Source organism: Cytobacillus sp. EB106-05-05-XG126, from assembly GCF_058791715.1.
On sequence record NZ_JBYTDU010000025.1, the window covers coordinates 1 to 21,374 of the forward strand.

The 21,374-nt window shown below is 43.9% G+C and carries 23 protein-coding genes; 9 read left to right on the forward strand and 14 right to left on the reverse strand.

The features are described 5' to 3' along the window. Window positions 1–114: 114 nt before the first annotated feature. The 3 genes from AC3WTL_RS24350 to AC3WTL_RS24360 all read right to left on the reverse strand — a co-directional run bounded on the left by AC3WTL_RS24350 (window position 115) and on the right by AC3WTL_RS24360 (window position 1,828). On the reverse strand, window positions 115–486 hold the full coding sequence (locus AC3WTL_RS24350; RefSeq protein WP_492370169.1) for a DUF423 domain-containing protein: 372 nt from the start codon (window positions 484–486) through the stop codon (window positions 115–117). A gap of 26 nt (window positions 487–512) precedes the next feature. Continuing rightward, complete coding sequence (locus AC3WTL_RS24355; RefSeq protein ID WP_076257038.1) at window positions 513–788, reverse strand: YwdI family protein; 276 nt, start codon at window positions 786–788, stop codon at window positions 513–515. Window positions 789–1,150: 362 nt separating this feature from the next. Next, window positions 1,151–1,828 (reverse strand): uracil-DNA glycosylase, encoded by a 678-nt coding sequence (locus AC3WTL_RS24360; RefSeq protein ID WP_492370170.1) that lies wholly within the window; start codon window positions 1,826–1,828, stop codon window positions 1,151–1,153. A gap of 183 nt (window positions 1,829–2,011) precedes the next feature. Here AC3WTL_RS24360 and AC3WTL_RS24365 point away from each other — a divergent pair, with 183 nt between their 5' ends. After that, window positions 2,012–2,341, forward strand: a complete 330-nt coding sequence (locus tag AC3WTL_RS24365; protein WP_048009468.1) for a YflT domain-containing protein — start codon at window positions 2,012–2,014, stop codon at window positions 2,339–2,341. 111 nt (window positions 2,342–2,452) lie between these two features. Here the strand turns inward: AC3WTL_RS24365 and AC3WTL_RS24370 are convergent, their stop codons facing one another. From AC3WTL_RS24370 to mobA, 5 genes are all read right to left on the reverse strand, one after another. Further along, window positions 2,453–2,851 carry a hypothetical protein gene (locus tag AC3WTL_RS24370; RefSeq protein WP_248350081.1) on the reverse strand — a complete coding sequence of 133 codons (399 nt, stop codon included), beginning with the start codon at window positions 2,849–2,851 and terminating at the stop codon, window positions 2,453–2,455. Between the two features lie 114 nt (window positions 2,852–2,965). Continuing rightward, window positions 2,966–3,985 (reverse strand): thiazole biosynthesis adenylyltransferase ThiF, encoded by a 1,020-nt coding sequence (locus AC3WTL_RS24375; RefSeq protein ID WP_492370171.1) that lies wholly within the window; start codon window positions 3,983–3,985, stop codon window positions 2,966–2,968. Between the two features lie 22 nt (window positions 3,986–4,007). Beyond that, window positions 4,008–4,238 (reverse strand): molybdopterin converting factor subunit 1, encoded by a 231-nt coding sequence (moaD, locus tag AC3WTL_RS24380; protein ID WP_492370172.1) that lies wholly within the window; start codon window positions 4,236–4,238, stop codon window positions 4,008–4,010. After that, window positions 4,231–4,695: a molybdenum cofactor biosynthesis protein MoaE gene (locus tag AC3WTL_RS24385; RefSeq protein ID WP_061793327.1), complete on the reverse strand. Its 465-nt coding sequence runs from the start codon at window positions 4,693–4,695 to the stop codon at window positions 4,231–4,233. Before AC3WTL_RS24385 ends, moaD begins: the two co-directional genes overlap by 8 nt. A gap of 89 nt (window positions 4,696–4,784) precedes the next feature. Next, window positions 4,785–5,396: a molybdenum cofactor guanylyltransferase gene (gene mobA / locus AC3WTL_RS24390; RefSeq protein ID WP_222501432.1), complete on the reverse strand. Its 612-nt coding sequence runs from the start codon at window positions 5,394–5,396 to the stop codon at window positions 4,785–4,787. 277 nt (window positions 5,397–5,673) lie between these two features. Here mobA and AC3WTL_RS24395 point away from each other — a divergent pair, with 277 nt between their 5' ends. Then, the gene (locus AC3WTL_RS24395; protein WP_492370173.1) at window positions 5,674–7,572 is read left to right on the forward strand and encodes an N-acetylmuramoyl-L-alanine amidase; all 1,899 of its coding nucleotides are present in this window, start codon (window positions 5,674–5,676) and stop codon (window positions 7,570–7,572) included. A 417-nt stretch (window positions 7,573–7,989) separates the two neighbouring features. Then, window positions 7,990–8,817 (forward strand): pyridoxine/pyridoxal/pyridoxamine kinase, encoded by an 828-nt coding sequence (gene pdxK, locus AC3WTL_RS24400; RefSeq protein WP_197249035.1) that lies wholly within the window; start codon window positions 7,990–7,992, stop codon window positions 8,815–8,817. A gap of 829 nt (window positions 8,818–9,646) precedes the next feature. Here pdxK and AC3WTL_RS24405 read toward each other — a convergent pair. Next, a complete protein-coding gene (locus AC3WTL_RS24405; protein ID WP_492370174.1) occupies window positions 9,647–10,801 on the reverse strand; it encodes a hypothetical protein in 1,155 nt (384 codons plus the stop codon). Between the two features lie 629 nt (window positions 10,802–11,430). Between AC3WTL_RS24405 and AC3WTL_RS24410 the strand changes: the two genes are divergently transcribed. Both AC3WTL_RS24410 and bshB2 read left to right on the forward strand, forming a co-directional pair. Then, window positions 11,431–11,778 (forward strand): YojF family protein, encoded by a 348-nt coding sequence (locus AC3WTL_RS24410; protein WP_226618774.1) that lies wholly within the window; start codon window positions 11,431–11,433, stop codon window positions 11,776–11,778. A gap of 31 nt (window positions 11,779–11,809) precedes the next feature. Continuing rightward, window positions 11,810–12,475: a bacillithiol biosynthesis deacetylase BshB2 gene (gene bshB2, locus AC3WTL_RS24415; protein ID WP_492370184.1), complete on the forward strand. Its 666-nt coding sequence runs from the start codon at window positions 11,810–11,812 to the stop codon at window positions 12,473–12,475. 26 nt (window positions 12,476–12,501) lie between these two features. Here the strand turns inward: bshB2 and AC3WTL_RS24420 are convergent, their stop codons facing one another. After that, window positions 12,502–12,936 (reverse strand): SRPBCC family protein, encoded by a 435-nt coding sequence (locus AC3WTL_RS24420; RefSeq protein WP_492370175.1) that lies wholly within the window; start codon window positions 12,934–12,936, stop codon window positions 12,502–12,504. Window positions 12,937–13,010: 74 nt separating this feature from the next. Next, window positions 13,011–13,733, reverse strand: a complete 723-nt coding sequence (locus AC3WTL_RS24425; RefSeq protein WP_252220401.1) for a Crp/Fnr family transcriptional regulator — start codon at window positions 13,731–13,733, stop codon at window positions 13,011–13,013. Window positions 13,734–13,937: 204 nt separating this feature from the next. Here AC3WTL_RS24425 and AC3WTL_RS24430 point away from each other — a divergent pair, with 204 nt between their 5' ends. The 3 genes from AC3WTL_RS24430 (at window position 13,938) to AC3WTL_RS24440 (ending at window position 16,405) form a co-directional block, all read left to right on the forward strand. Then, window positions 13,938–14,657 (forward strand): ABC transporter ATP-binding protein, encoded by a 720-nt coding sequence (locus AC3WTL_RS24430; RefSeq protein WP_492370176.1) that lies wholly within the window; start codon window positions 13,938–13,940, stop codon window positions 14,655–14,657. A gap of 1 nt (window position 14,658) precedes the next feature. Further along, a complete protein-coding gene (locus AC3WTL_RS24435; RefSeq protein WP_492370177.1) occupies window positions 14,659–15,687 on the forward strand; it encodes an ABC transporter permease in 1,029 nt (342 codons plus the stop codon). Window positions 15,688–15,754: 67 nt separating this feature from the next. Continuing rightward, window positions 15,755–16,405 carry a TetR/AcrR family transcriptional regulator gene (locus tag AC3WTL_RS24440; RefSeq protein WP_492370178.1) on the forward strand — a complete coding sequence of 217 codons (651 nt, stop codon included), beginning with the start codon at window positions 15,755–15,757 and terminating at the stop codon, window positions 16,403–16,405. Window positions 16,406–16,429: 24 nt separating this feature from the next. On the opposite strand, the gene AC3WTL_RS24445 is transcribed toward AC3WTL_RS24440, so the two are convergent. The 3 genes from AC3WTL_RS24445 to AC3WTL_RS24455 form a co-directional block, all read right to left on the reverse strand. Beyond that, the gene (locus AC3WTL_RS24445; RefSeq protein ID WP_492370179.1) at window positions 16,430–17,515 is read right to left on the reverse strand and encodes a PQQ-dependent sugar dehydrogenase; all 1,086 of its coding nucleotides are present in this window, start codon (window positions 17,513–17,515) and stop codon (window positions 16,430–16,432) included. A gap of 25 nt (window positions 17,516–17,540) precedes the next feature. Continuing rightward, a complete protein-coding gene (locus AC3WTL_RS24450; protein ID WP_492370180.1) occupies window positions 17,541–18,398 on the reverse strand; it encodes an HAD family hydrolase in 858 nt (285 codons plus the stop codon). 89 nt (window positions 18,399–18,487) lie between these two features. Continuing rightward, window positions 18,488–19,150: a DNA alkylation repair protein gene (locus tag AC3WTL_RS24455; RefSeq protein ID WP_492370181.1), complete on the reverse strand. Its 663-nt coding sequence runs from the start codon at window positions 19,148–19,150 to the stop codon at window positions 18,488–18,490. A 208-nt stretch (window positions 19,151–19,358) separates the two neighbouring features. On the opposite strand from AC3WTL_RS24455, the gene AC3WTL_RS24460 reads away from it, so the two are divergent. Further along, window positions 19,359–20,873, forward strand: coding sequence for a BCCT family transporter (locus AC3WTL_RS24460; RefSeq protein ID WP_197217487.1), 1,515 nt, complete (start codon window positions 19,359–19,361; stop codon window positions 20,871–20,873). Window positions 20,874–21,374 lie beyond the last annotated feature (501 nt).

Below are 21,374 nucleotides of genomic sequence, written 5' to 3' on the forward strand. Positions count from 1 at the left end.
GTTAAGCTAACCATTACTACTGCCTTCATGGCTCGGGACTTGCACCCTATAGACTGCACCCATGCCGGGCGCACAGAAAAAGGAGCTTTGACCCCAAGTCAAAGCTCCTTCCTTTTACAAATATTTAACTGCCGCAATGATCAGCAGCACCCAGGCCGCTAGGAATGAGATTCCGCCAAGCGGTGTGATGGCACCAAGCACGCTGATTTTCGTTAAAGTCAGCACATATAAGCTTCCTGAGAACAAGATGATGCCGATCACCATCAGCCAGCCGGACCAGGATAATAAAGACGTTGCCGGCAGCTTGCCAAGCAGAACGCCAATGATCAAAAGACCTGTTGCATGGAACATCTGGTAGGTTACACCTGTTTGCCATGTCTCCAAGTACTTCGGCTCCACTCTTCCTTCAAGTCCGTGAGCTCCGAAAGCCCCTAATGCAACTGATAAAAAGGCATTAATAGCCCCAATGATAATAAATAGCTTCATAATCCCCTGCACCTCTTATCTCTTTATTAAAAATCAAATAATGAATCGCCATTAGCCTCATCATCCATCTGCATTTTCTTTGGCTGCAGATTCGCCGGCTGAGCTGCTGGCGGCGCATTGTATGTATGGCTAATAGACGAAACAGCAGCCACACTTCCTGCATCCGACTCATCCAAAACCAGCTCGCATAACGACTTGATCGCCTGCACTCTTTCTCTGATTCTGGCGTCGGAAGAGCTGCTTTTCGCTTCCAGCAATTCCTTTTCCATCTTCCCTAATAGCTTCTGAACAGAGATATTCACCCTCTACACCTCTTTCTATAAAAAAGCAGCCCTTGTCCATCCCCGGCACTCGGGGAGGGAAACTGCCTGCCTAAAAACGGCCAGAATGATTAGCATATCAAGTTTATCAGGTTTTCTTTTCAAAACGCAAACAGGGATGGCCGGATGCGCGGAAAACTTCTAGAGAGGGCAGCTGCCTTGTTTTAAACTGAAAAGCCCTGCAGCCTTTTGGATGATTCCGATCCCAGGTCACATAGAAATATTTGCACTTAAAACAATCGATCTTCTGTGAACTCATTTGTTTTTCTCCTTTGTGCACAGAGCATATTTCGAGCACTTCTTGCATAAAACGGTATGTTTCACGTGAAACATGGCGAAAAGAATCAGAGATTAGGAATCTGCCAGTCAATTGGCTCCTCTCCAAGCTTCTGTAAGATTTCATTCGTCCTTGAAAATGGCCTGCTCCCAAAGAACCCTTTTCTGGCCGAAAACGGGCTGGGATGCGGTGATTTTATGATAAAGTGTCTGGAAGCATCAATCAGTACTTCTTTTTCCTGTGCCGGTTTTCCCCATAATATAAAAATAACGGGCTGTTCCCGCTCATTCAATTTTTGGATAACCGTGTCGGTGAACGTTTCCCATCCTTGCCCCTTATGCGAATGCGCCTGCCCTTTGCGGACGGTCAGAACGGTATTCAGGAGCAGTACCCCTTCCTGGGCCCATTTTAGCAGATAGCCATTATTTGGCACGCTGAAGCCAAGATCCTCCTGCATTTCCTTGAATATATTTTTCAGTGAAGGAGGCAGCTTTACATCAGGCTGAACCGAAAAACTTAATCCATGTGCCTGCCCCGGCCCATGATAAGGATCCTGTCCCAATATCACTGCCTTTACATCTTTATAAGCTGTATATTGGAGTGCATTGAATATATCCTCCTGCTTCGGATAAATGGTCTGCTCCTCATATTCTTTTTTCAAAAATCCACGAAGATGAAGATAATAGGGTTGCCCGAACTCCTCTGCCAAAATCTCCTGCCAGTCATTTCTTAAGATACGCTTCATTTGCCAACTCTCCCTCCTCTTAGTTGAACTGTTATTCTCATACCCAATGGGTATCATGCCATAATCTATCATTCTTGCCTACATGTTTAAAAAATCTCAAAGCGGATATGTAATATATAGAACGGGCAGGAAGAGCTGCCCTTACAAATAAATCTGCAAATCTTTTAAAGGAGGATGTTATATATGTATAAAATCGAAGTTGTAGAAAATGGTGTACAAGCTACTGATGCAATTGGAATGCTGCAAAGCCAGGGATTCAATAAGGACAACATCTATATTTTCGCACATGACAAGGATCGCTCCGAACACCTATCTGATGCGACAGATACAGGCGAAGTCGGCATGAAGGAACAGGGTTTATTCGATTCTGTCGGAAATGTCTTCAAAAAGCGCGGAGATGAGCTTCGTTCAAAATTTGAATCTGTTGGGTTAACAACGGTAGAAGCAGAACAATATGAAAAAGTATTGGATGAAGGCAAGTTAGTTATTGTGGGTACAGATGAAGCAAAATAAGTAGAAAAGCTCCAGCGCCTTGCTCACCCCCGATACCTCGAGGGGGCAGGCGCTGGAGCTAGACAGTAATATAAAAAAGCGATGAACTTTTTCATCGCTTTTTTTGTGCCCTTAAAACATCCAAATCCATAACCCTATAAGCAGAACCGGGTACAGTACATACCACCATACTCTGGTTATATTGACTTTTGACAGGATGAAAAATACGAGTTCAGGCAATACAATCAACCCTGCCTGAATCCAGATGAACATATAAAAATGCTCCGGCGCTATTATGCCGTTCCCTGTCGCCCAATCTCCGCTATTGAATAAAAAGTAAAAGAAATTCAGGAAAGGGAGAATGATAGCGAAAAGGATCCGGCTGATATGAACAATCAAATCGGCAGGACGCTTGTTTTTATACAATGGCGTAACCGGCATGATAAAACTGTATAAAATCATAACGAACCCCAAAAAATTAACCAGCAGCTGATCAAATAAATACCCGATAAAATACATAAATGTAATCATGTTATCATGTTATCCTCTTCTGTCTTTTTGTCTTTATTTTACAGAAAAGGAAGAGGATCATATATGATCAATAAGAACTAGTTTTGGTTTAACCTCACTGATTGAAGCTTCACCTTACCCCATAATCCGCTGGTAAATGGACTTCGCATGCGATAAATCCTTTGTGCCATGAATCAGGGCGCGTCCGTCTTTGAATAGAACCATCCGCTGCTCCTCCATGTCGACGGAAAGCAGATAAGGATTGCCTTTTACCTGATAGCCGAGTGATTTCAGCTGACGGGCGATTTCTGTGAACTCGATTTCCAGTTCTTTCGGAGGGCGGATCTGAACGGTGTCCCTTCCACAGAGAACGGTGGATTTCATCATATTTTCCGGCTGCAGGTAAGGATAAGTTCGTTCTTTTCCGCAGGATAAGCAGCCTTCATCCTTCGCTTTTGACACCTTCATGCTTGTGTACTGGTTTCGCCATAAATCAAAACTGACCATGGCAGTCCGTACCGCTTCCCAGTCCTCAGCCAGAATTTTCAGTGCCTCTGCCGCCTGATGAGCGACAACCATTTGTACAGCAGGTGCAATAATCCCGCCGGTGTCACAGGTCATTCCCTGGATCGGAATTTTTTTTAATAAGCAATTCATGCATGGCGTTTTTCCCGGAAGGAAAGTCATGCTCATGCCAAAGCTGCCGACACAGGCTCCATAAATCCACGGAATAGAATATTTCTGGGAAATATCATTAATGGCCATTCTGGTTTCAAAGTTGTCGGTTGAATCGAGGATCAGATCCACCCCTTCAGCAAGCTCCTCCAGCTTTTCAGGAGTAGCATCGCCAATAATCGAGCGGATCTCAACCTCGCTATTAATCTGTTTCAGCCGTTTTTCGGCAGCGGCCGCTTTCGGCATTTTTTCCGCCGCATCGCTTTCTGCGAAAAGCTGCTGGCGCTGCAGATTGCTTTCCTCGACATAATCGCGGTCAATGATTGTCAGTTTGCCGGCCCCGGAACGCGCCATCAATTCCGCATTTCCTGAGCCAAGTGCGCCTGCACCGATGATCAGCACATGCTTAGAGCGGATTTTTTCCTGCCCCTCTTTTCCAATCGGCGCAAACAAGGTCTGGCGTGAATACCTTTCAGACAATAGGGCCCCTCCTCTCTATGCATCACCCGCCGCTGACTGGAGGGATAAACGCAACCGCATCTCCGTTCTGAATGACTTCATCATCTGAAGCGAATTCTTCGTTCACCGCTGCCATGACTGAATTAAGCTTCAGCCCGAATTCTTCCTCAAGCAGCTGTTTCAGCTCAGCGATGGTTTTGCCGCTGACATCCCTTGTTACAGACTCTTCTCCAACACGGTCCCTCAAATGGGCAAAAAACATAATTTTATTCATTTAAATCCTCCGCCTCCGGTTTCCCTTTTGGATATGCCACTGTTTCCAGCTGATTGCCGATCCACTCTTCGCCGTCTTCCCAATGTTCCTTCTTCCAGATCGGCACAATTTCTTTAATTCTTTCAATCGCATAGCGGTTGGCTTCATAAGCATCGGCACGGTGTGGAGTAGAAACGGCAATGACCACCGCTACATCGGTAATATCCAGCTTGCCTGTGCGGTGGGTAATGGCCACTTCTGCCCCGTTCCAGCGTTCTTTTATCTCGGTTCCAATCTGCTCCAGTTTTTTCACAGCCATGGACTCGTATGCTTCATAGATTAAGTACAGTGTTTTTTTGCCGTGAGTCAGCTCGCGGACGGTTCCGATGAAGGTCGTAATCGCTCCTGCTTCCCGCTGCACCACTTTATCGATCACGCTTTGAATATCGATTGGTTCTTTTGAAATCTCAAAATTCATGGAATCACCTCATTTATAGAAAAAAACTCTTCTAGCCTTATTTGTTTCATTTTGACATATCCTGTGCCGGAAGTGAAATGGCTGATTGTTTAATTTGATTTCCCTTCCTCTTCAGCTGCCATTTTTAGTGCCTGCCGGTACTCATCCGGATGATTCATATTAAAAAAATAGGCATCCTTGGCTAGAAAACCTCTCTTCTTCAGTTCTTCATCTCTTAATATGGCAGTGTCTATTTCATTTAAAAACTCACGGATTTTTAATCGATTATTCATCAAAGCTTGTTCAGCGGCTTCTTTAGCATCTTTTCGGTAAGCTGCAAACAGAGGATGAAGACGGCCTTCCATTTCCGGTACAGCGGCCTGACGGCTGTTTAATTCTTCTAGAAGAATTCTCCCTAAATCCACAGATAGGAAAGGCATATCACAGGCAACAATCAGATTTCTTTGGGTTGATGACGCTGACAGCCCTGCTTGAATTCCTGCAAGCGGACCTTTTTCTATCCATTTGTCACTGACTATCGGAAGCCCAAGAAACCGGTATTCTTCCTGTTTATTCGCAACGACGATCACCTGGGATGTATAAGAAGCCAATGAATCTGCGATGCGTTCAATCACTGTTTTTCCCTGTATTTTTAGCAGAGCCTTATTCTCCCCCATACGGCTCGAATGCCCTCCTGCCAAAATAATGCCTGTTGTACCCATATTCTTCACCTGACTTTGTATGATGTGGAACAGCGACATTCTATCCTTGTGGTTTTATTTTACCATCTAATCCAATGTGTTTCTTTGAAAAAGGCCTGCCGGTTGTGCGGATCGCTTTGGATTCCCCCTACTTTCTTCTTATCTCTATTCCGCTACCAATTACCTTTTTTTAGAAAAACTTATAAACCGATGGAATCATTTGACATGTAATGTGCAGGTATAACCCTTCAGCTATTAGAAAGAACTCCATATATTTCTATATACGGGAGGGAATACATTGAGATTTAAAAAGCTATCATCAGCCATTTTAACGTTGACCTTAACCGCAAGCCTCTTGGCCATCCCCGCCGACTTTACACCAAGCGCAACTTCTACAGCCTCAACAGAAAACATCATTGAATCGCACCACTTGCAAGAGGCTTTTGAAAAAGCGGCGAAGGAATTTGGAGTACCTGAATCTGTCCTTCTCGCCGTCGCTTACAATCAGTCACGCTGGGAGCATCATGAAGGCCAAAGTGAGGTCGGAGGCTATGGCATTATGAATCTTGCAGATTTGCCAGCCGACATGAGCGCCAGGGGCAAGCATGACGACGGAATCATTGCGGCTTCGGATAATGAGAATAGCACGCTTAAAACAGCCGCAAATCTTCTAAATGAAGATCCGGAATCCTTAAAAAAAGACCCTGAACAAAATATCCGGGGCGGGGCAGCTCTTTTAGCAGAGTTTGCACGCCAAACGACAGGGGAGCTCCCTTCCGATGCAGCAGACTGGTACGGTGCCGTCGTTAAATACAGCGGAACAGATCAGGAAGTCATTGCTAAGGACTTTGCAGATCAAGTCTTTGAGACCATTCAGCAAGGTGCTGCCAGAAAAAACCTTGATGGACAAAGGGTCGTATTAAACGCCAAGGAAATTACACCAAATAAGACTACAGCTGGCACTATCCCTCTTCGCAACACCAAATACACCAATACCGACTGTCCCAATGGTCTTGATTGCACTTACATTCCTGCTGCTTATAAGCAATTTTCGAGCAGCACAAGTAATTACGGCAACTACGATATCGCCAATCGGCCAAAGGATGATTTAGATATTCGCTATATTATTATTCATGATATTGAGGGCACGGCTGAATCCGCCATCAGCCACTTCCAGAATCCGTCCTACGTTAGTGCACACTATGTCATAGATTCAGAGACCGGAAAAATCACCCAGATGGTACGTCCTGAAGATGTTCCATGGCATGCAGGAAACTGGTATTTTAATATGCATTCGATCGGATTGGAGCATGAAGGGTATGCTGCAGAAGGCGCAGACTGGTACAGTGAGCAAATGTACCGCTCTACTGCAAAACTTGTAAGATACCTTTCAGACCGATTTAACATTCCTTTGGACAGACACCACATTATCGGCCATGATGAGATACCTGGCTTAACAACAGCAAAACATAGGAGCATGCACTGGGATCCGGGCGCTTATTGGGATTGGGGACACTTTTTCGACCTTCTTGGAGCTTCCATTAATCCAAGCAGCGGAGACAAAGACAGTAATATCGTCACAATCCGCCCAAATTTCAATACAAATCAGCCAGACTTTACGTACAGAGGAATTAAACAGGAACCTGAGTCTTCAAGCCTGATTCATTTATACAGCGAACCTGGCTTTGAGGCGCCATTGGTCAGTGATCCCCTGCTTCATCCTGGCGGCACCAGCACTAAAAATATTAATGACTGGGGCAATAAAGCTGCGATTGGACAGAGTTTCTATAAAGCCGGGCAGGAAGGCGATTGGACAGCTATTTACTACGGCGGCCAAAAAGCCTGGTTCTATAATCCAAACAATAAAAATAGCGTCCCAGGCAGCGGGACCCTCATCACGCCAAAAGAAGGGCTTGATTCCATACCTGTATATGGTGCCGCCTATCCTGACGACGCAGCTTACGATGAGGCCGGAATTGCAGAATCGGCAAGAGGAAAAGCACAGGTTCTATATCAGATGCCGGCTGGCCAAATCTATACAGCAACAGCGCCAATTCAGTCCGATTACTATCATGCCAAGTATTATAATGACCCGGCTACGAATAAGGTTGTAAAGGGAAATGATGAATACTATCAGATTTTTTACAACCATCGTCTGGGGTTCGTGAAAAAAAGCGATGTAGAAGTTGTAAATTAAGGCTCTTTTCGTATAAATTGTTGTTTTTCGCTTATCAATGTTGTCCGTTGATTTCCGCTCCAGGATGCTCGCTTTCCACGGGGCGGGCGGTGAGCCTCCTCGACGCTGCGCGTCTGTGGGGTCTCACCTGTCCCGCTACTCCCGTAGGAGTCTCGCACCTTCCACTACAATCAACTCAGTAAATATAATAAAAATAGCAACAAACTTTGCGAAAACAGCCAAATTAAAAGACTGACCTGGAGTTATTCTTCTTTGAGGAATAGCTCCTTTTTTGTTTCATTGACCTCTTTTGTATTTTTGAAAACAATAGCGGACAACTTAATGCTGAGAAATCATCTAATCGGTCCGTTATAGTTTTTCCCTTTTTCAATTATTGTTATAATTAGTAAAAGATATCAGCAAGGAGGAATTAGGCATATGACAATGAAAAAAGTAATGACCATTGCAGGTTCGGATACGAGCGGCGGCGCCGGCATCCAGGCTGACCTTAAGACATTCCAGGAGCTTGGCGTTTACGGGATGACTGCGCTGACTACGATCGTGACGATGGATCCTAAAAATAACTGGAGCCACAATGTGTTCCCGATTTCTACAGATATACTGGAAACACAGATCGAAACGATTATCTCGACAGGAATCGATGCAATGAAGACAGGTATGCTCGGTTCTGAAGAAGTGATTAAAATTGCCGCAAAGACCATTAAGGAAAATAGCCTGGATCACGTTATAATCGACCCGGTCATGGTCTGCAAGGGCGAAGATGAGCCGATTCATCCAGAATTGAACGAAGCATTAAGAGATTTGCTTGTCCCGCTTGCAACAGTTGTAACACCAAACCTGTTTGAAGCATGGCAGCTGGCTAAAACCGGTCCGATCAAGACGGTTGAAGACATGAAGGAAGCAGCTGTTAAAATTCATGAACTTGGTGCGAAGTATGTATTAATCAAGGGCGGCAGCAAGCTCCAGCACGAAAAAGCCGTTGACCTTCTCTATGATGGACAAGAGTTCACTCTTTATGAGAGCGAACGCGTTGAAACGACTTACACTCATGGTGCAGGCTGCACCTACTCTTCTGCCATCACAGCAGAAATGGCAAAAGGCAAGTCTGTTAAAGAAGCGGTTCAAACCGCAAAGGACTTCATTACTGCGGCCATCAACCATGGCTTCCAACTAAATGAGTATGTTGGCCCGACCATGCCGGGTGCATACCGCAAATATGGCGCAGGCCGTACTGAATCAGAATAAAAATGAGGGAACAGAGTCCGGGCGGGCTCTGTTCTTTTGGCTATGGGCGGTTTAGCATAGTGACCTTGCTTATTTAGATGTGGAACACTGGCTTACATTTATGGAAAAGGGACAAAAATAGTGGCAAGTATTAATTCATACAAATATTTCAAAGGCCTTAATGGGGTTTGTAAAAGAAGAAGGTTAGACTTTAAACACGACCCTTCCGATAGCTCCCCTTTGTTTACTACTTCTAAGGGTAAAGGCTACGGATATAAGTATCTATAGACTTATTTAATCAAGAAAATTGGCAAAGCTGACTTGGACTTTATAAAATGCGCAAAAATCCTATTACGCCACATAGCTTTAGACATGGTTTTGCTCTTATTAGTGCTGTCCAGGGTGGGGATTTGTCAACCATAAAGAAAAGTCTTGGTTTTTTTCCACATCAAGACGACCCAGATTTACTTACAAAGAAAAATACTACGGAAGAAGGACTCTAATATCTAATAAGATTTAAATAAAAAACCACATAAACACAAAGTATGTGGTCTATATTCCCATATTTTTCTTGGGATAGTTTTTCTATCTCCTATTATTATTGTTCAATGGTTTTATTGCTTCTTTTTACTTTGCTAAAGTCACCAATTTGTTACATGCTAAGGCTTTTCAAAATGCTTTGCTTCTTCCCAGTTTCTAGTCTTTTCAATTTTATTTTTAGTAATCAATTGAGAAAAGGATGAAACCTACATATGTAAATATGGTCAATACCAATTACTTATCACCAGTAGATAGGTTGGAATTGATTTAAGAGTTAATAATGGTTTAAGTATACTACATTACACAAATATTAATATGACCCTCCTCTATCCATGTTATGTTCATTATCCCTATAACTCCATCTTCGATCCGAATCTATTCTTTCCTGAAGTCCTCTACCCGCTAGTTCGTCTAAGTGCTTTACTGTATCCCGATCTTCCCCGTTTCTTCTAGCCTGATCTGCATAAAGTGTCTGAAGTTCTTGATATTGTTTAGTGGTTTCTGATTTTATACCTTCCCATCTTTTTCTATCAATTTCTAAATGGCCTAACTGTTCTTCTGGTTGACTATAACTGTCAACAAAATGTGGTTCATCTCCAGTAAAGTTCTCCTCTTCCCTTCTACTATAATGATTTTTATAAAGTCTAGTTTCCTTAAAAGCTTTCTCAGATCGTTCATACTTCAACTGTAAACCGTTCACATGTTGTCTATCATGTAGTTTTTCTGCTTTATTTAGGAGGTCAAACATTGTCTTTACCTCTCTATTCTCAATCCATTCTATAGCTGATCTTATTGTATCTTTTAGATATGCAGGATAAATATGATTAAACTCACGTGCAGCAGATTCCCTTTTATTTTTGTATTCAGAGAGTAATTCTGAATGTTCATTATCGTACCTGCTGTCTATTATTTGTTCCACACTCCCAAACTCCTTGTATACTAAATATTGTTCCTTAATCTGCGTTATTTCTCTATCTAATTGAGGTCTTAACATTGCCAAAGCAATTTTCTTATCCGAATCTATTTTAGAATTGGAATATTTTTCATATTTAAACATGGCAGGGAGCAAAATAAATCCAGTTACGCCTGCTGTACACAGTCCCCAAGCAATCAATGTTATTAATATACTACTTATACCTTCCTCCCAGTTCCAAGGCTGCATGAAAAGGAGTGGAAAAAAACCAGCGGGCATAATAACTTTGTATGGTTTTGTAACTCCGAACCATGGTTTAATATGCCGTTTCTTTTGGTCGTATTCATAATCAAGCTCTTTTTCCTTATTTAGTATATTCCTAACCTTGTTGGTTGCTTCAAAGAATTCAGTAGTCATTTTGTCTGTTTCTTCTTCGAGTACACTTTTCTTCTTTTCATATTCCTTATTGAGTTCGTCAAAAGTATATTCGAGTGAATATAAGGCATTCATAAGTTCTTGATTCTCTATTAATTCATTTGTGGAAGATTCCATAAAAACACCCCTTGTTAATATGTACCAGACTATTTTACTACAACTAATAGTACTTTAGTAATAAAAATATTATGAGTGGCAATATATGTTTTATCCATTGATGAAATAAGAAAAAGCTAACCTCTTAGGTAGCTAATAAAAGTATATATATGCTGTTATAACAAAGTTATTTGGAAGGTCCTTGTTAATGTGGAGTTCAAACTATCAAATGATTGGATTAGGATCCGGAGTGTTTGTCTAGTTCAAGATATATTTCCAACTGCAAATCTAAACAGTACCAGGCAGTATCAGTATCCATCGAAAATATGTATTGTTTCTGCAAATCATTTTCATACCATATCTCGTTAGTTTTAAAAAACCCCTGAATATCTTCAACTTCCTGGTCATCAATAAGTGTCAATTAAAATCAATCCATTTTTACAAAATTTGTAAATAGGGTTTACTAATACTTTATAACTGTATATTAACCTTTGTATTTTCTGTTAACATTTTCCTTAAAGTTAAAATCATGCAGATATATTGATTTTCGCGGCTAAAATTTAGCGGTCCACGATGAGATTACTTTTTCGCTTTTCATTCGTTTTTTTAGTAAGATAAACAGAAAGATAATATGAAAGGGGGACTATAAAATGGAACCAGCAGTAAAGGAACATGTACAAAAAGAGATCGACCGCCTTGCCGGGAAAGAGGTCTTTATTCATCTGGAAACAACAAATGGAGCATACGCTTCCCATTTTGATGAAACCTTCTTTTCTTCAGGCGCCTATATCCGCAATGCCCAATTGGTTTATGAACATGGAAAGGTCACCGGCAAGGGCCCTTACCGGGTTGGATTGAAAATGAATTTTGGCTGGGTGTATGCTGAAGGAATTACCCACTTTGAAGTGGATGAAGAAAACAGGCTCCTTTTAGCCGGCCATGATTTCAGCGGCAAGCTGGCAGTCGCCCTGCAAATTAGTGAAACTCCTTTTGAATAAGAGGACATGAAAGGAAAGGAGCACGACCATGATGGAAAAGGAAAGACATGTACTCGTCATCTTCCCTCATCCGGATGATGAAGCATTTGGCGTATCAGGAACGATTTCCTTACATATCGATAATGGCACACCTGTCACCTACGCATGCCTGACGCTTGGAGAAATGGGGCGCAATATGGGAAATCCCCCTTTCGCCACCAGAGAAACCCTGCCGAAAATCCGCAAAGAAGAGCTGGAGGAAGCAGCCAGGGTTCTGGGAATCCAAGATCTAAGAATGCTGGGATACCGGGATAAAACTGTCGAATTTGAAGATGAGGAAATGCTCGCGAACAGGCTCGGAGCCATCATCGGCGAGACGAACCCTTCCCTCGTCATTACGTTCTACCCGGGATACGCTGTGCACCCTGACCATGACGCGACAGGAGCTGCCGTCATCCGGGCGGTAAGAGAGCTGCCTGCTGACAAGCGTCCGAAGGTTCACTGTGTTGCCTTCTCCAATAACTGTGAGGAAGAAATCGGCCAGGCCGATGTGGTCAATGATGTAAGTGAGGTTATCGACCGGAAAATCGCAGCCATCAAGGCTCACGCCTCCCAGACACAGCTGATGGCAGCAAACATGGAAGAAAGCATTAAAAATCAGGATCCGGAAGTACTGGCAAGAATGTATAAAGAGCGCTTTTGGACTTATAAAATATAAAAAGGGAGCCTCTCGCTCCCTTTTTATTACTTCTCCATCATTTCCTTCAAATACTGAAGCTGGCTTCCGTCTTCCCGCTTCACAATATTCACGATAAAACGCTTCGTCAATCTGGCAACAAGCCCGCTGGTTTTGACGGTTGCTTCCATCTCCACCTGGGTTCCTTCTTCTATTTCATGAAAATCATATTTATATTCGGTAATCAGTCCATTGGCATTGCTGCGGATGGTATAGGTTCTGTCCTGTTCAAAATCAATGATTTCAACATCCGCGATGATCTTTTTCCCTCTGACCATGCGTGTTTCAACAAACTTTGTTCCTTTTCCGGTCTCACCCTCGGTCTGTTTTTCCACTTTCACGACAAACGGCATAAGCTCAGGGACATTTTCCATCTTAATCATATAATCAAATACTTCATGTACAGGTTTATTGATAATCTCACTCGAACGAAAATCAGCCATGCTTTGCACCTCAGAATCATAAGTCTATGACTCTATTATATAACAAAAAAGCAGGCTGGAGTAAAGACGGTTCCCTACAGCTTCTGGCGGTAAAGGGAGCAAAATTTACACCAGTCCACAATAACGATTTTCCTGCCTGTAATTTCGATGATTCCTTCCTTTTTCAGCCTGGAAAAAACACGGCTGATACTTTCCCGGGACGTCCCAACAAGGGTGGAGAATTCCTGGACGGTTATGGGGAGCTCAAGGTGCATCCGGTTGCAGTAGTTGGCGCCGAACTTCTCCGCGAGCCTTTCCAAAGTCCGGACTGTTTTCGTATACACATCAAGCAGCGCAATATCCCTCATAATGGAGGTCATATCACGCAGAGATTCACTCATATAGCGGATAATCTGTACGGCCATTTCCGGTGAATACAGAAGCTCCTGCTCCAGTTCATCAGTATTCAGAAAATAGATCTCACCATCCTGCACCATTGTACCTGTCGCAGGATACGTATGGCCCTCCTGGTTAAAGAGGTTGGCTTCAGCAAAAATCTCGCCCTTTTTCTTAATGCAGACAATCAGTTCATTTCCATGTTCATCCTGCTTCGTCAGCTTCACAATACCGGAGTGCACAAAGTAAACTCCTTTGGCAACCTCATATTCAGACATAATTCTTTCGCCTTTTAAATAAGCTTTCTTAATAATTCGATTATCGATCCGCTCTAGAGATTCAATGGGGAGCTCTTTAAAAATCTCAATCTTGCCTAAAAATTCGTTGATTAACGGCCTATGATCCTGCTTTTCATATTCCATTCCCATCCCCCGCTTTTACCATTCTTAAGAAATATTCTAGCTAAGTACGGATTGGAATGAAGTGACTTAACTCACAAAACGATCATCTCATGCAGAATATTAGCACGCTTAAACAAAATGAGTGATTACTCACTTTACAAATAGTTAGTGGTTCATTTATGATTATAGTGAGTGATTACTCACTTTTTAAAAAGGAGTGAACAAATGAATAGTCCAATCGTTTCCATTCAACATGTATCTAAAAATTACGGAAAGCAGCAAGTTCTAAAAGACATCAGCCTTGAAATTTATGAAGGTGAGATTTTCGGCCTGCTCGGCCCATCCGGAGCAGGCAAGACGACGCTTGTTAAACAGCTGGCAGGCCTGGAGGAGCCAGCACAGGGTGAAAATTATATTTTCAGCGAAAAAATGCCCAGGCTGGACCTGATCAAACGAATCGGCTACATGGCTCAATCCGATGCTCTGTACACCGACTTAACAGCAAAGGAAAATCTGGATTTCTTTTCAGCGCTGTATGGGTTAAGCGGCAAAGAAAAAAGGCAGCGGATGAATGAGGTGATGGAATTGGTTTCATTAACAGACCACATTCATAAAATGGTTTCCGACTATTCAGGTGGAATGAAGAGGAGACTTTCCCTTGCCATTTCCCTTCTGCATAGTCCCGGTCTCCTCATTCTCGATGAACCTACTGTTGGAATTGATCCCGTCCTCAGAAAAAGCATCTGGGAATCTTTTAAAAGCCTGAAGGAGAAAGGGACCACCATCCTAGTGACCACTCATGTCATGGATGAAGCAGGAAAGTGCGACAGGCTGGGCATGATTAGAGACGGACAGCTCATTGCAGCCGGGACACCCGAAGAATTAATGCAGCAAGCAGGCGCGGCCACTATTGAAGATGCCTTTCTGGCATATGGAGGTGCTTAATATGAGGATTACAGCACTGGTTATTCGAATACTGCGCCAGATTGTAAGAGATAAACGGACGATGGCTCTATTGATCCTTGCTCCGATCCTGGTCATGAGCATGCTTCATCTTGTGTTTAACGGAGACGAATATACGCCAAAAGTCGGCCTCGTGGATCTGCCTGAAAAAATAGAAACTCAGCTTAACCTGGAGAATGCTAAACTCGAACACTATGAAACAGAGAAGCTCGCGAAAAAGGACTTATCAGACAAGAAGCTGGATGCGTATCTGGTGTTTGATCAAATGCCGCCGTCAGTGGTTCTCGAAGGCAGTGACCCAAGTGTAAACGGAGCTGTGATGAGATGGGTTCAGGGTGCATTGAAGCCATTGCAGCCAAATGGCGGGAATCAGGAAGTAAAAGCCGATTATTTATTCGGCTCCGAGGACATGGGGCAGTTTGATTATTTTGGGCCGGTTCTGCTTGGATTCTTTGTCTTTTTCTTTGTATTCCTGATTGCTGGGGTATCCTTTTTAAGAGAACGGACCACCGGAACACTCGAGCGGCTTTTGACCAGTCCGCTCAGGAAGTGGGAAATTGTTGCCGGGTATATCATGGGATTTGGAATTTTCACGATGATCCAGGCAGCCATCATCGCCTGGTATGCGATCTATGTACTCGGCATGCTGATGGAAGGTTCTTTTGGCTATGTCCTTCTGATCACACTGCTCCTTTCGCTGACAGCATTGACTCTGGGAATCCTGCTGTCTTCGTTCGCCAACAATGAGCTGCAGATGATCCAATTCATTCCCATTATAGTGGTTCCGCAGATCTTTTTCTCGGGGCTTTTCAATCTTGAGACCATTTCAGAGTGGCTCAGCTGGGTCGGCCCTTTCACACCTTTATATTACGCGGCTGAAGCATTACGAAATGTAATGGTAAGAGGCTTTGGATGGGATATGATTTATAAAGATCTGCTGATGCTGCTCGCTTTCTCCCTGCTCTTTATGGTTCTGAATATCGCTGCTTTAAGAAGGTACCGGAAAATATAAAATTTCTTTTATAATTTCATTCCTTTATAATAAAGCTATAGATTTTGCACGTATAAAGGAGTTTACCATGCCAGAGCAGGATTCCATTTTAGAAGAGTTATTTCAGGAAGAAGAAAAGCTTACGGAGAAGCAGAAGAAAATTATCATGGCTGCGATTGAATCGTTTTCTGAAAAGGGCTATGCCGCCACTTCGACAAGCGAAATCGCCAAGAAGGCAGGAGTAGCCGAAGGAACCATCTTCAGGCACTATAAAACCAAAAAGGATTTGCTGATGGGGATCGTTTCGCCGATGATGGCAAAGCTGATTGCTCCGTTCGTCATTAAAGATTTATATAAAGTCATCAATCATGAATATGAACACTTTGAAGATTTTTTAAGAGCCATGATGGAAAACCGGATCGAGTTCCTTAAAAACAATATGCCTCTTATCAAGATCCTGATCCAGGAAATTCCGTTCCACCCCGAACTCAAGGAACAGTTTAAAGAGCATATTGCCATGAAGGTATTCGATCGTTTTGCCAGTTTGGCTGAATACTATCAGAAAAAAGGGCAGATTATTGATATCCCGGCCTACAGTGCCGTCCGAATGACTTTTACGTCGATATTCGGCTTTCTTATCGCGAGGTATTTAATTTTGCCTGAAGCCGACTGGGATGATGAAGAAGAAATCGAACTGACCATTCAATTCATCATGCATGGACTTTCAGCTAAAAACTGAAGCCTGGCACCGCTGCCAGGCTTCTTATATTTCCGAAAGCTGAATTTTATAAAGCTTGTCATCCTTCTCAAGCGGATTGCCTCTTCCGTCTGTATTGTTGCTGATAAAATAAAGCACATCCCCTTCAATGAAGACGTCGCGGATTCTGCCTAAATTAGACACAATCTTCCTGACATTCTTCGTTTCCAGATCAAACTCCAGAACAGCACTGCCTCTTAAGGCGGCGGTGTAAAGCTTGCCCTTATAATAGGCCATCCCGGACGGAGCCCAGGTTTCGTCATCACCGGAGGTAAACAGCGGCGATTCCATGCCTTCTTTCTTCTCGGTCCCTTTTATGACGGGCCAGCCGTAATTTTTTCCTGGAAGGATCCTATTGATTTCGTCATTGGCTGATGGGCCGTGTTCACTTTCATACAAAGTCCCATCCTCAGCCCATGCAAGTCCCTGCGGATTGCGGTGGCCGTAGCTATAGACATAAGATCCGCTGAACGGATTATCAGCAGGTACGCTGCCGTCCAGATTCATTCTTAGGATCTTTCCTCCGAGGGAATTCACATTCTGGGCAATTTCAGGATCGGTCGCAGCATCGCCTGCAGTCGCATAAAGCTTTCCATCAGGGCCTATTTCAAGCCGGCCGCCATGATGGTACTGACCGCTTGGGATTTTATCAAGCAAAAGCTTGTCCTCTTTCCAGGTTCCATCCTGATGCTGGAGGATGACAATTCGGTTAAACTGTCCTGAGGTGTTTTCGTAGGTGTAATAGGCATACGCTTCGTTTGATTGTGAAAAATCAGGTGCCGGCACAAAGCCGAGCAAGCCTGCTTCAGAGGCGGTAGAAAGCTTTTTTGCAAGCTCCACCTTCTGGCGTTCTTTCTTGCCGTCCTCGACCTTCACAATGCTGCCTTGTCTTTCGGTCATGTAAAAAGTTTCGCCCATTTTGGCAATGGACCAGGGAATATCGAGCTCATCTGCCAGTATTTCCGGCTCAGCACCGGCGGGAAGACTGGCCTCCTGATCCTCGATTTGCTTCCCGTTATCATTCTCTCCTGCACTAGAACACCCGGCCAGCAGGCCCAACACAAGCAGCCCTAAACCTAACACCTTTTTCATCCAGCCTTCAGCCTCCCTTGAAATTCTACTTCAGGACTTCCCAGATTGCCTTGGCAACACCGCTTTCTTCATTTGCGGATGTTACCGCATCGCACTGTGCTTTAATGATGTCATCGGCATTTCCCATGGCAACCGATCTTCCTGCGCGTTTGAACATGGACAAATCATTATAATTATCGCCAATGGCCATGGTTTCCAAAAGCGAGATTCCTTTTTCTTTTACAAAAGCCTCAAGGGCAATTCCCTTTTGGGCGTTTACACTTGTCAGCTCCAGATTCTCATCCCCTGATGAACTTACGGCCATGCCTTCAAGCTTCAGCAGATCTTCTTTCGCGGAGACGAGAAAATCCGGTTCAAACGAGAAGGCCAACAGCTTGTAAATTTGATGCTCGTCACTGTTGAAAAGCTCATCATAGCTGTTCACTTTATGGACAAGCCCTTTTGTAAAGCGCTCTTCGGCCGCTTTGGTCACTTCATCAATATCCGCTTCGGGATTTCCGCTTAAAAAGATATCAACAATAATGGACACGCCGCGGTCTTCATCAATGGTATATGTACCCTGGTTGGTATATACCTCGAAATATACATTGTTCTGCACAAGGATATAGGCTGCTTTTTTGGCCAGGTCCTTATCGAGCGGGCTGGAGGATACAACTTTCCCATCTGAGGCTCTTACTTCTGCCCCATTTGCGCAAATAATCGGGCAGGAAATGCCGGCTTCATCGAGGACGAAGCTTGCTTCGAAGTAGGAGCGCCCGGTCGCGATGACCACTTCAACTCCTTTTTCCTGTGCGGCTTTAATGGCTTCTAAATTTTCAGGCGTAATTTTCTGTGTAGCGGTTAAAAGCGTTCCGTCCATATCACTGGCAATGCATTTGATCATTAGATTCACCTTCTGGCTGTAGTATTTTTCTGAAAAACTTATTTGCCATTCTATCATGTTCTCAGGGTTATTTTAAATAATTGCTCTTCTTAGCCTACATACTTGCTCCCTTCCCTGATGCTCAATTTTGCAAGTGTGTTTGATTCAATAAACTTTTTTACTGACTCAGGATTTGTTTTCGAGTATTCCCTAAGAGCCCAGCCGATGGCTTTTTGGATGAAGAACTCTTTACTGTCATTGTTTAGGAGGATGTAGCGGTATAGCAGCTCTTCGTCTGTGCAGGTTTTGTATTTTAGCTGGAATAGGATGGCGGTTCTGCGGAGCCACATGTTTTCGCTGGTCGCCCATCCCTCTATTTTCCCTGGGATGACTTCCGGGTTTTTGGCCGCGATGGCGCCCACTGCATGGGCGGCCAGCATGTCAACAGTATCCCACCAGGCTTTTGATGTAATCAGCTTTTCGACTAATGCCAGATGGCTCTTGTCCAGTTTCCTGGTGAATTTCCCTATGTAGTCAAGGGCGGCTGCCTGGTATTCACGCTCCTCCATGTCCCATAAGGCCTCCACAAATGCCGGATTAAACTCCTGCTTCAGCAGGCCCGTTTTATTGAAGTATTCCTTTAAAAGGGCTCTTCTTTCAGGTGCCTTGATTCCCAGGAAGGAAAAGCGGTTTTTCATATAGTTTTGCATGGGAATCGCTTTTTCTGTATCCCGGTTTCCTTCAAAAAGCTCGGTTAATAATTGGATATCCATATGAGCACTCCTTTTTACATCAAAACGGGTTTATGTCATCATGTTAAGGGTAAGGTATGGTAGAGATTTGTTGCTTTCTCCGTTTTCGGACAGCTTTTCCTCTTCTATTTAATCCCATTTTACCTGCATTTTACAAATCCCAATGAATGATTAGACAGAAAAGAAGACCAAAATACAAATGTGATTTACATATCAAGGGGGGATTTTATTGAATGATAAATCCGGCAGTATAAACAGTGTATTTTGGGTTTCAGCCGTAGTTATAACATTCTTAGTATTACTGGGGGCCCTGGCTCCTGATCTGTTCGCCAGTGCTGCAACAAAAGCTTTCGATTTTACTACATACGCATTTGGCTGGTTTTACTTAATTTCGGTCTTGTTTTTTGTCTTATTCTGTATCTTTCTGGCTATCAGCAAATATGGCCGCCTCAAGCTTGGGAATGATGAAGATAAAGCGGATTATCCATTTTTTACATGGATTGGAATGTTATTCAGTGCAGGGTTTGGGATTGGATTGGTTTTCTGGGGAATTGCCGAGCCTATGAGCCATTATTTCACTCCGCCAAGGGAAGGCATGGATCCTTTAACAGCAGAAGCGGCCCGCGAGGCGATGGGCTACTCGTTTTTCCACTGGGGAGTCAGCCAATGGTCAGTGTTTACGATCGTGGGACTGGCCATGGGGTATTTCCAATTCAGAAGGAGAGAAAACGGACTGATCTCTACCACTTTAACTCCTTTGTTCAGCAAGAAAAAAGATCCTGTCCTGCTGAAAAAGGTCATTGATATCCTGGCTGTTATTGCCACAGTCATGGGGGTGGCGACCTCGCTTGGACTGGGAATTCTGCAGATTAACGGCGGGCTTGACGCAGTATTCGGCATAGAGCAGAGCACTATGACTCAAATTCTGATTATTGCGGTAATGACTTCTTTGTTTCTGCTGTCCTCCTCGACAGGCCTTGATAAAGGAATCAAATACTTGAGCAACATCAATCTCGGACTGGCACTGGCTTTGATGATTTTTGTACTGGTTACCGGCCCGACTGTGTTTATTTTAAATACTTTTACACTTGGGATCGGCGACTATATCTCAAGTTTTATTAAGTTAAGCCTGCGCTTGACCCCCTACAAGGGAGGCACATGGATCCGCGACTGGACGATTTTTTACTGGGCATGGGCCATTGCCTGGTCCCCTTTTGTCGGAGCCTTTATTGCCCGTGTTTCCCGGGGGAGAACGATCCGCGAATTTGTTGTCGGCGTCCTGATTGTTCCTCCGTTAATCGCACTTGTGTGGATTGCCGTATTTGGCGGCACAGCGCTGCACTTTGATTTATTCGGCGGCACACAGATTGCAGAGGCCGTTAACAATGATGTGACTTCTGCGCTGTTCCAGACCTATAACCAATTGCCTTTCAGCTTTTTGGTTTCAGTGCTGTCCATTCTGCTGATTTTGACATTCTTAATTACATCAGCTGACTCGGCAACGTATATCCTGGGCGTTATGACCGCTAACGGCACCCTGAACCCTCCGCTATTCCCGCGGATTGTATGGGGCTTGCTAATGGGAGCCATTGCCGCGGTCCTGCTATTAAGCAGCGGACTCGAAGGCCTGCAGACAGCCTCGCTGGTATCGGCGCTTCCATTCACCATTATCCTGATTTTTATGTGCATATCGCTATTGAAAATGCTGCGCAGGGAAACGATACCTGTCAGGCAGAAAAAATAACCGGGCAGACCTCTGGGAGGAGGTCTGTTTTTTTGTTTTTATTGGCGGGGAGCTGCGGTTTGGACACTGTGGCGCGGATTTATTCTTTTGGTGTCTGAAGCTGGGCTGGGTTCTGACTCTTAACCGCTGATTTTCGCTTTTTGTGTCCGAAGTTGACCCGGGTTCTGTTTCTAAGACGCCCTTTTTCTCTTTTTGTGTCCAAAGTTGATCCGGGTTCTGACTCTAAGCCGCCCATTTTCTCTTTTTGTGTCCGAAGTTGGGCTGGGTTCTGACTCTGGAGCGCCGATTTTCTCTTTTTGTGTCCGAAGTTGATCCGGGTTCTGACTCTAAACCGCTCATTTTCTCTTTTTGTGTCCGAAGTTGAACCCGGTTCTGACTCTTAGACGCCCATTTTCTCTTTTTGTGTCCGAAGTTGAACCCGGTTCTGACTCTTAGACGCCCATTTTCTCTTTCTGTGTCCGAAGTTGATCCGGGTTCTGACTCTAAACCGCTCATTTTCTC

Excerpts from the sequence above, each read along its gene's own strand:
- AC3WTL_RS24350 (WP_492370169.1), bottom strand. The coding sequence starts at position 486 with ATGAAGCTATTTATTATCATTGGGGCTATTAATGCCTTTTTATCAGTT.
- AC3WTL_RS24360 (WP_492370170.1), bottom strand. The coding sequence starts at position 1,828 with ATGAAGCGTATCTTAAGAAATGACTGGCAGGAGATTTTGGCAGAGGAG.
- AC3WTL_RS24365 (WP_048009468.1), top strand. The coding sequence starts at position 2,012 with ATGTATAAAATCGAAGTTGTAGAAAATGGTGTACAAGCTACTGATGCA.
- AC3WTL_RS24370 (WP_248350081.1), bottom strand. The coding sequence starts at position 2,851 with ATGATTACATTTATGTATTTTATCGGGTATTTATTTGATCAGCTGCTG.
- moaD (WP_492370172.1), bottom strand. The coding sequence starts at position 4,238 with ATGAATAAAATTATGTTTTTTGCCCATTTGAGGGACCGTGTTGGAGAA.
- AC3WTL_RS24385 (WP_061793327.1), bottom strand. The coding sequence starts at position 4,695 with ATGAATTTTGAGATTTCAAAAGAACCAATCGATATTCAAAGCGTGATC.
- mobA (WP_222501432.1), bottom strand. The coding sequence starts at position 5,396 with ATGGGTACAACAGGCATTATTTTGGCAGGAGGGCATTCGAGCCGTATG.
- pdxK (WP_197249035.1), top strand. The coding sequence starts at position 7,990 with ATGACAATGAAAAAAGTAATGACCATTGCAGGTTCGGATACGAGCGGC.
- AC3WTL_RS24405 (WP_492370174.1), bottom strand. The coding sequence starts at position 10,801 with ATGGAATCTTCCACAAATGAATTAATAGAGAATCAAGAACTTATGAAT.
- AC3WTL_RS24410 (WP_226618774.1), top strand. The coding sequence starts at position 11,431 with ATGGAACCAGCAGTAAAGGAACATGTACAAAAAGAGATCGACCGCCTT.
- bshB2 (WP_492370184.1), top strand. The coding sequence starts at position 11,810 with ATGGAAAAGGAAAGACATGTACTCGTCATCTTCCCTCATCCGGATGAT.
- AC3WTL_RS24420 (WP_492370175.1), bottom strand. The coding sequence starts at position 12,936 with ATGGCTGATTTTCGTTCGAGTGAGATTATCAATAAACCTGTACATGAA.
- AC3WTL_RS24425 (WP_252220401.1), bottom strand. The coding sequence starts at position 13,733 with ATGGAATATGAAAAGCAGGATCATAGGCCGTTAATCAACGAATTTTTA.
- AC3WTL_RS24430 (WP_492370176.1), top strand. The coding sequence starts at position 13,938 with ATGAATAGTCCAATCGTTTCCATTCAACATGTATCTAAAAATTACGGA.
- AC3WTL_RS24435 (WP_492370177.1), top strand. The coding sequence starts at position 14,659 with ATGAGGATTACAGCACTGGTTATTCGAATACTGCGCCAGATTGTAAGA.
- AC3WTL_RS24440 (WP_492370178.1), top strand. The coding sequence starts at position 15,755 with ATGCCAGAGCAGGATTCCATTTTAGAAGAGTTATTTCAGGAAGAAGAA.
- AC3WTL_RS24445 (WP_492370179.1), bottom strand. The coding sequence starts at position 17,515 with ATGAAAAAGGTGTTAGGTTTAGGGCTGCTTGTGTTGGGCCTGCTGGCC.
- AC3WTL_RS24450 (WP_492370180.1), bottom strand. The coding sequence starts at position 18,398 with ATGATCAAATGCATTGCCAGTGATATGGACGGAACGCTTTTAACCGCT.
- AC3WTL_RS24455 (WP_492370181.1), bottom strand. The coding sequence starts at position 19,150 with ATGGATATCCAATTATTAACCGAGCTTTTTGAAGGAAACCGGGATACA.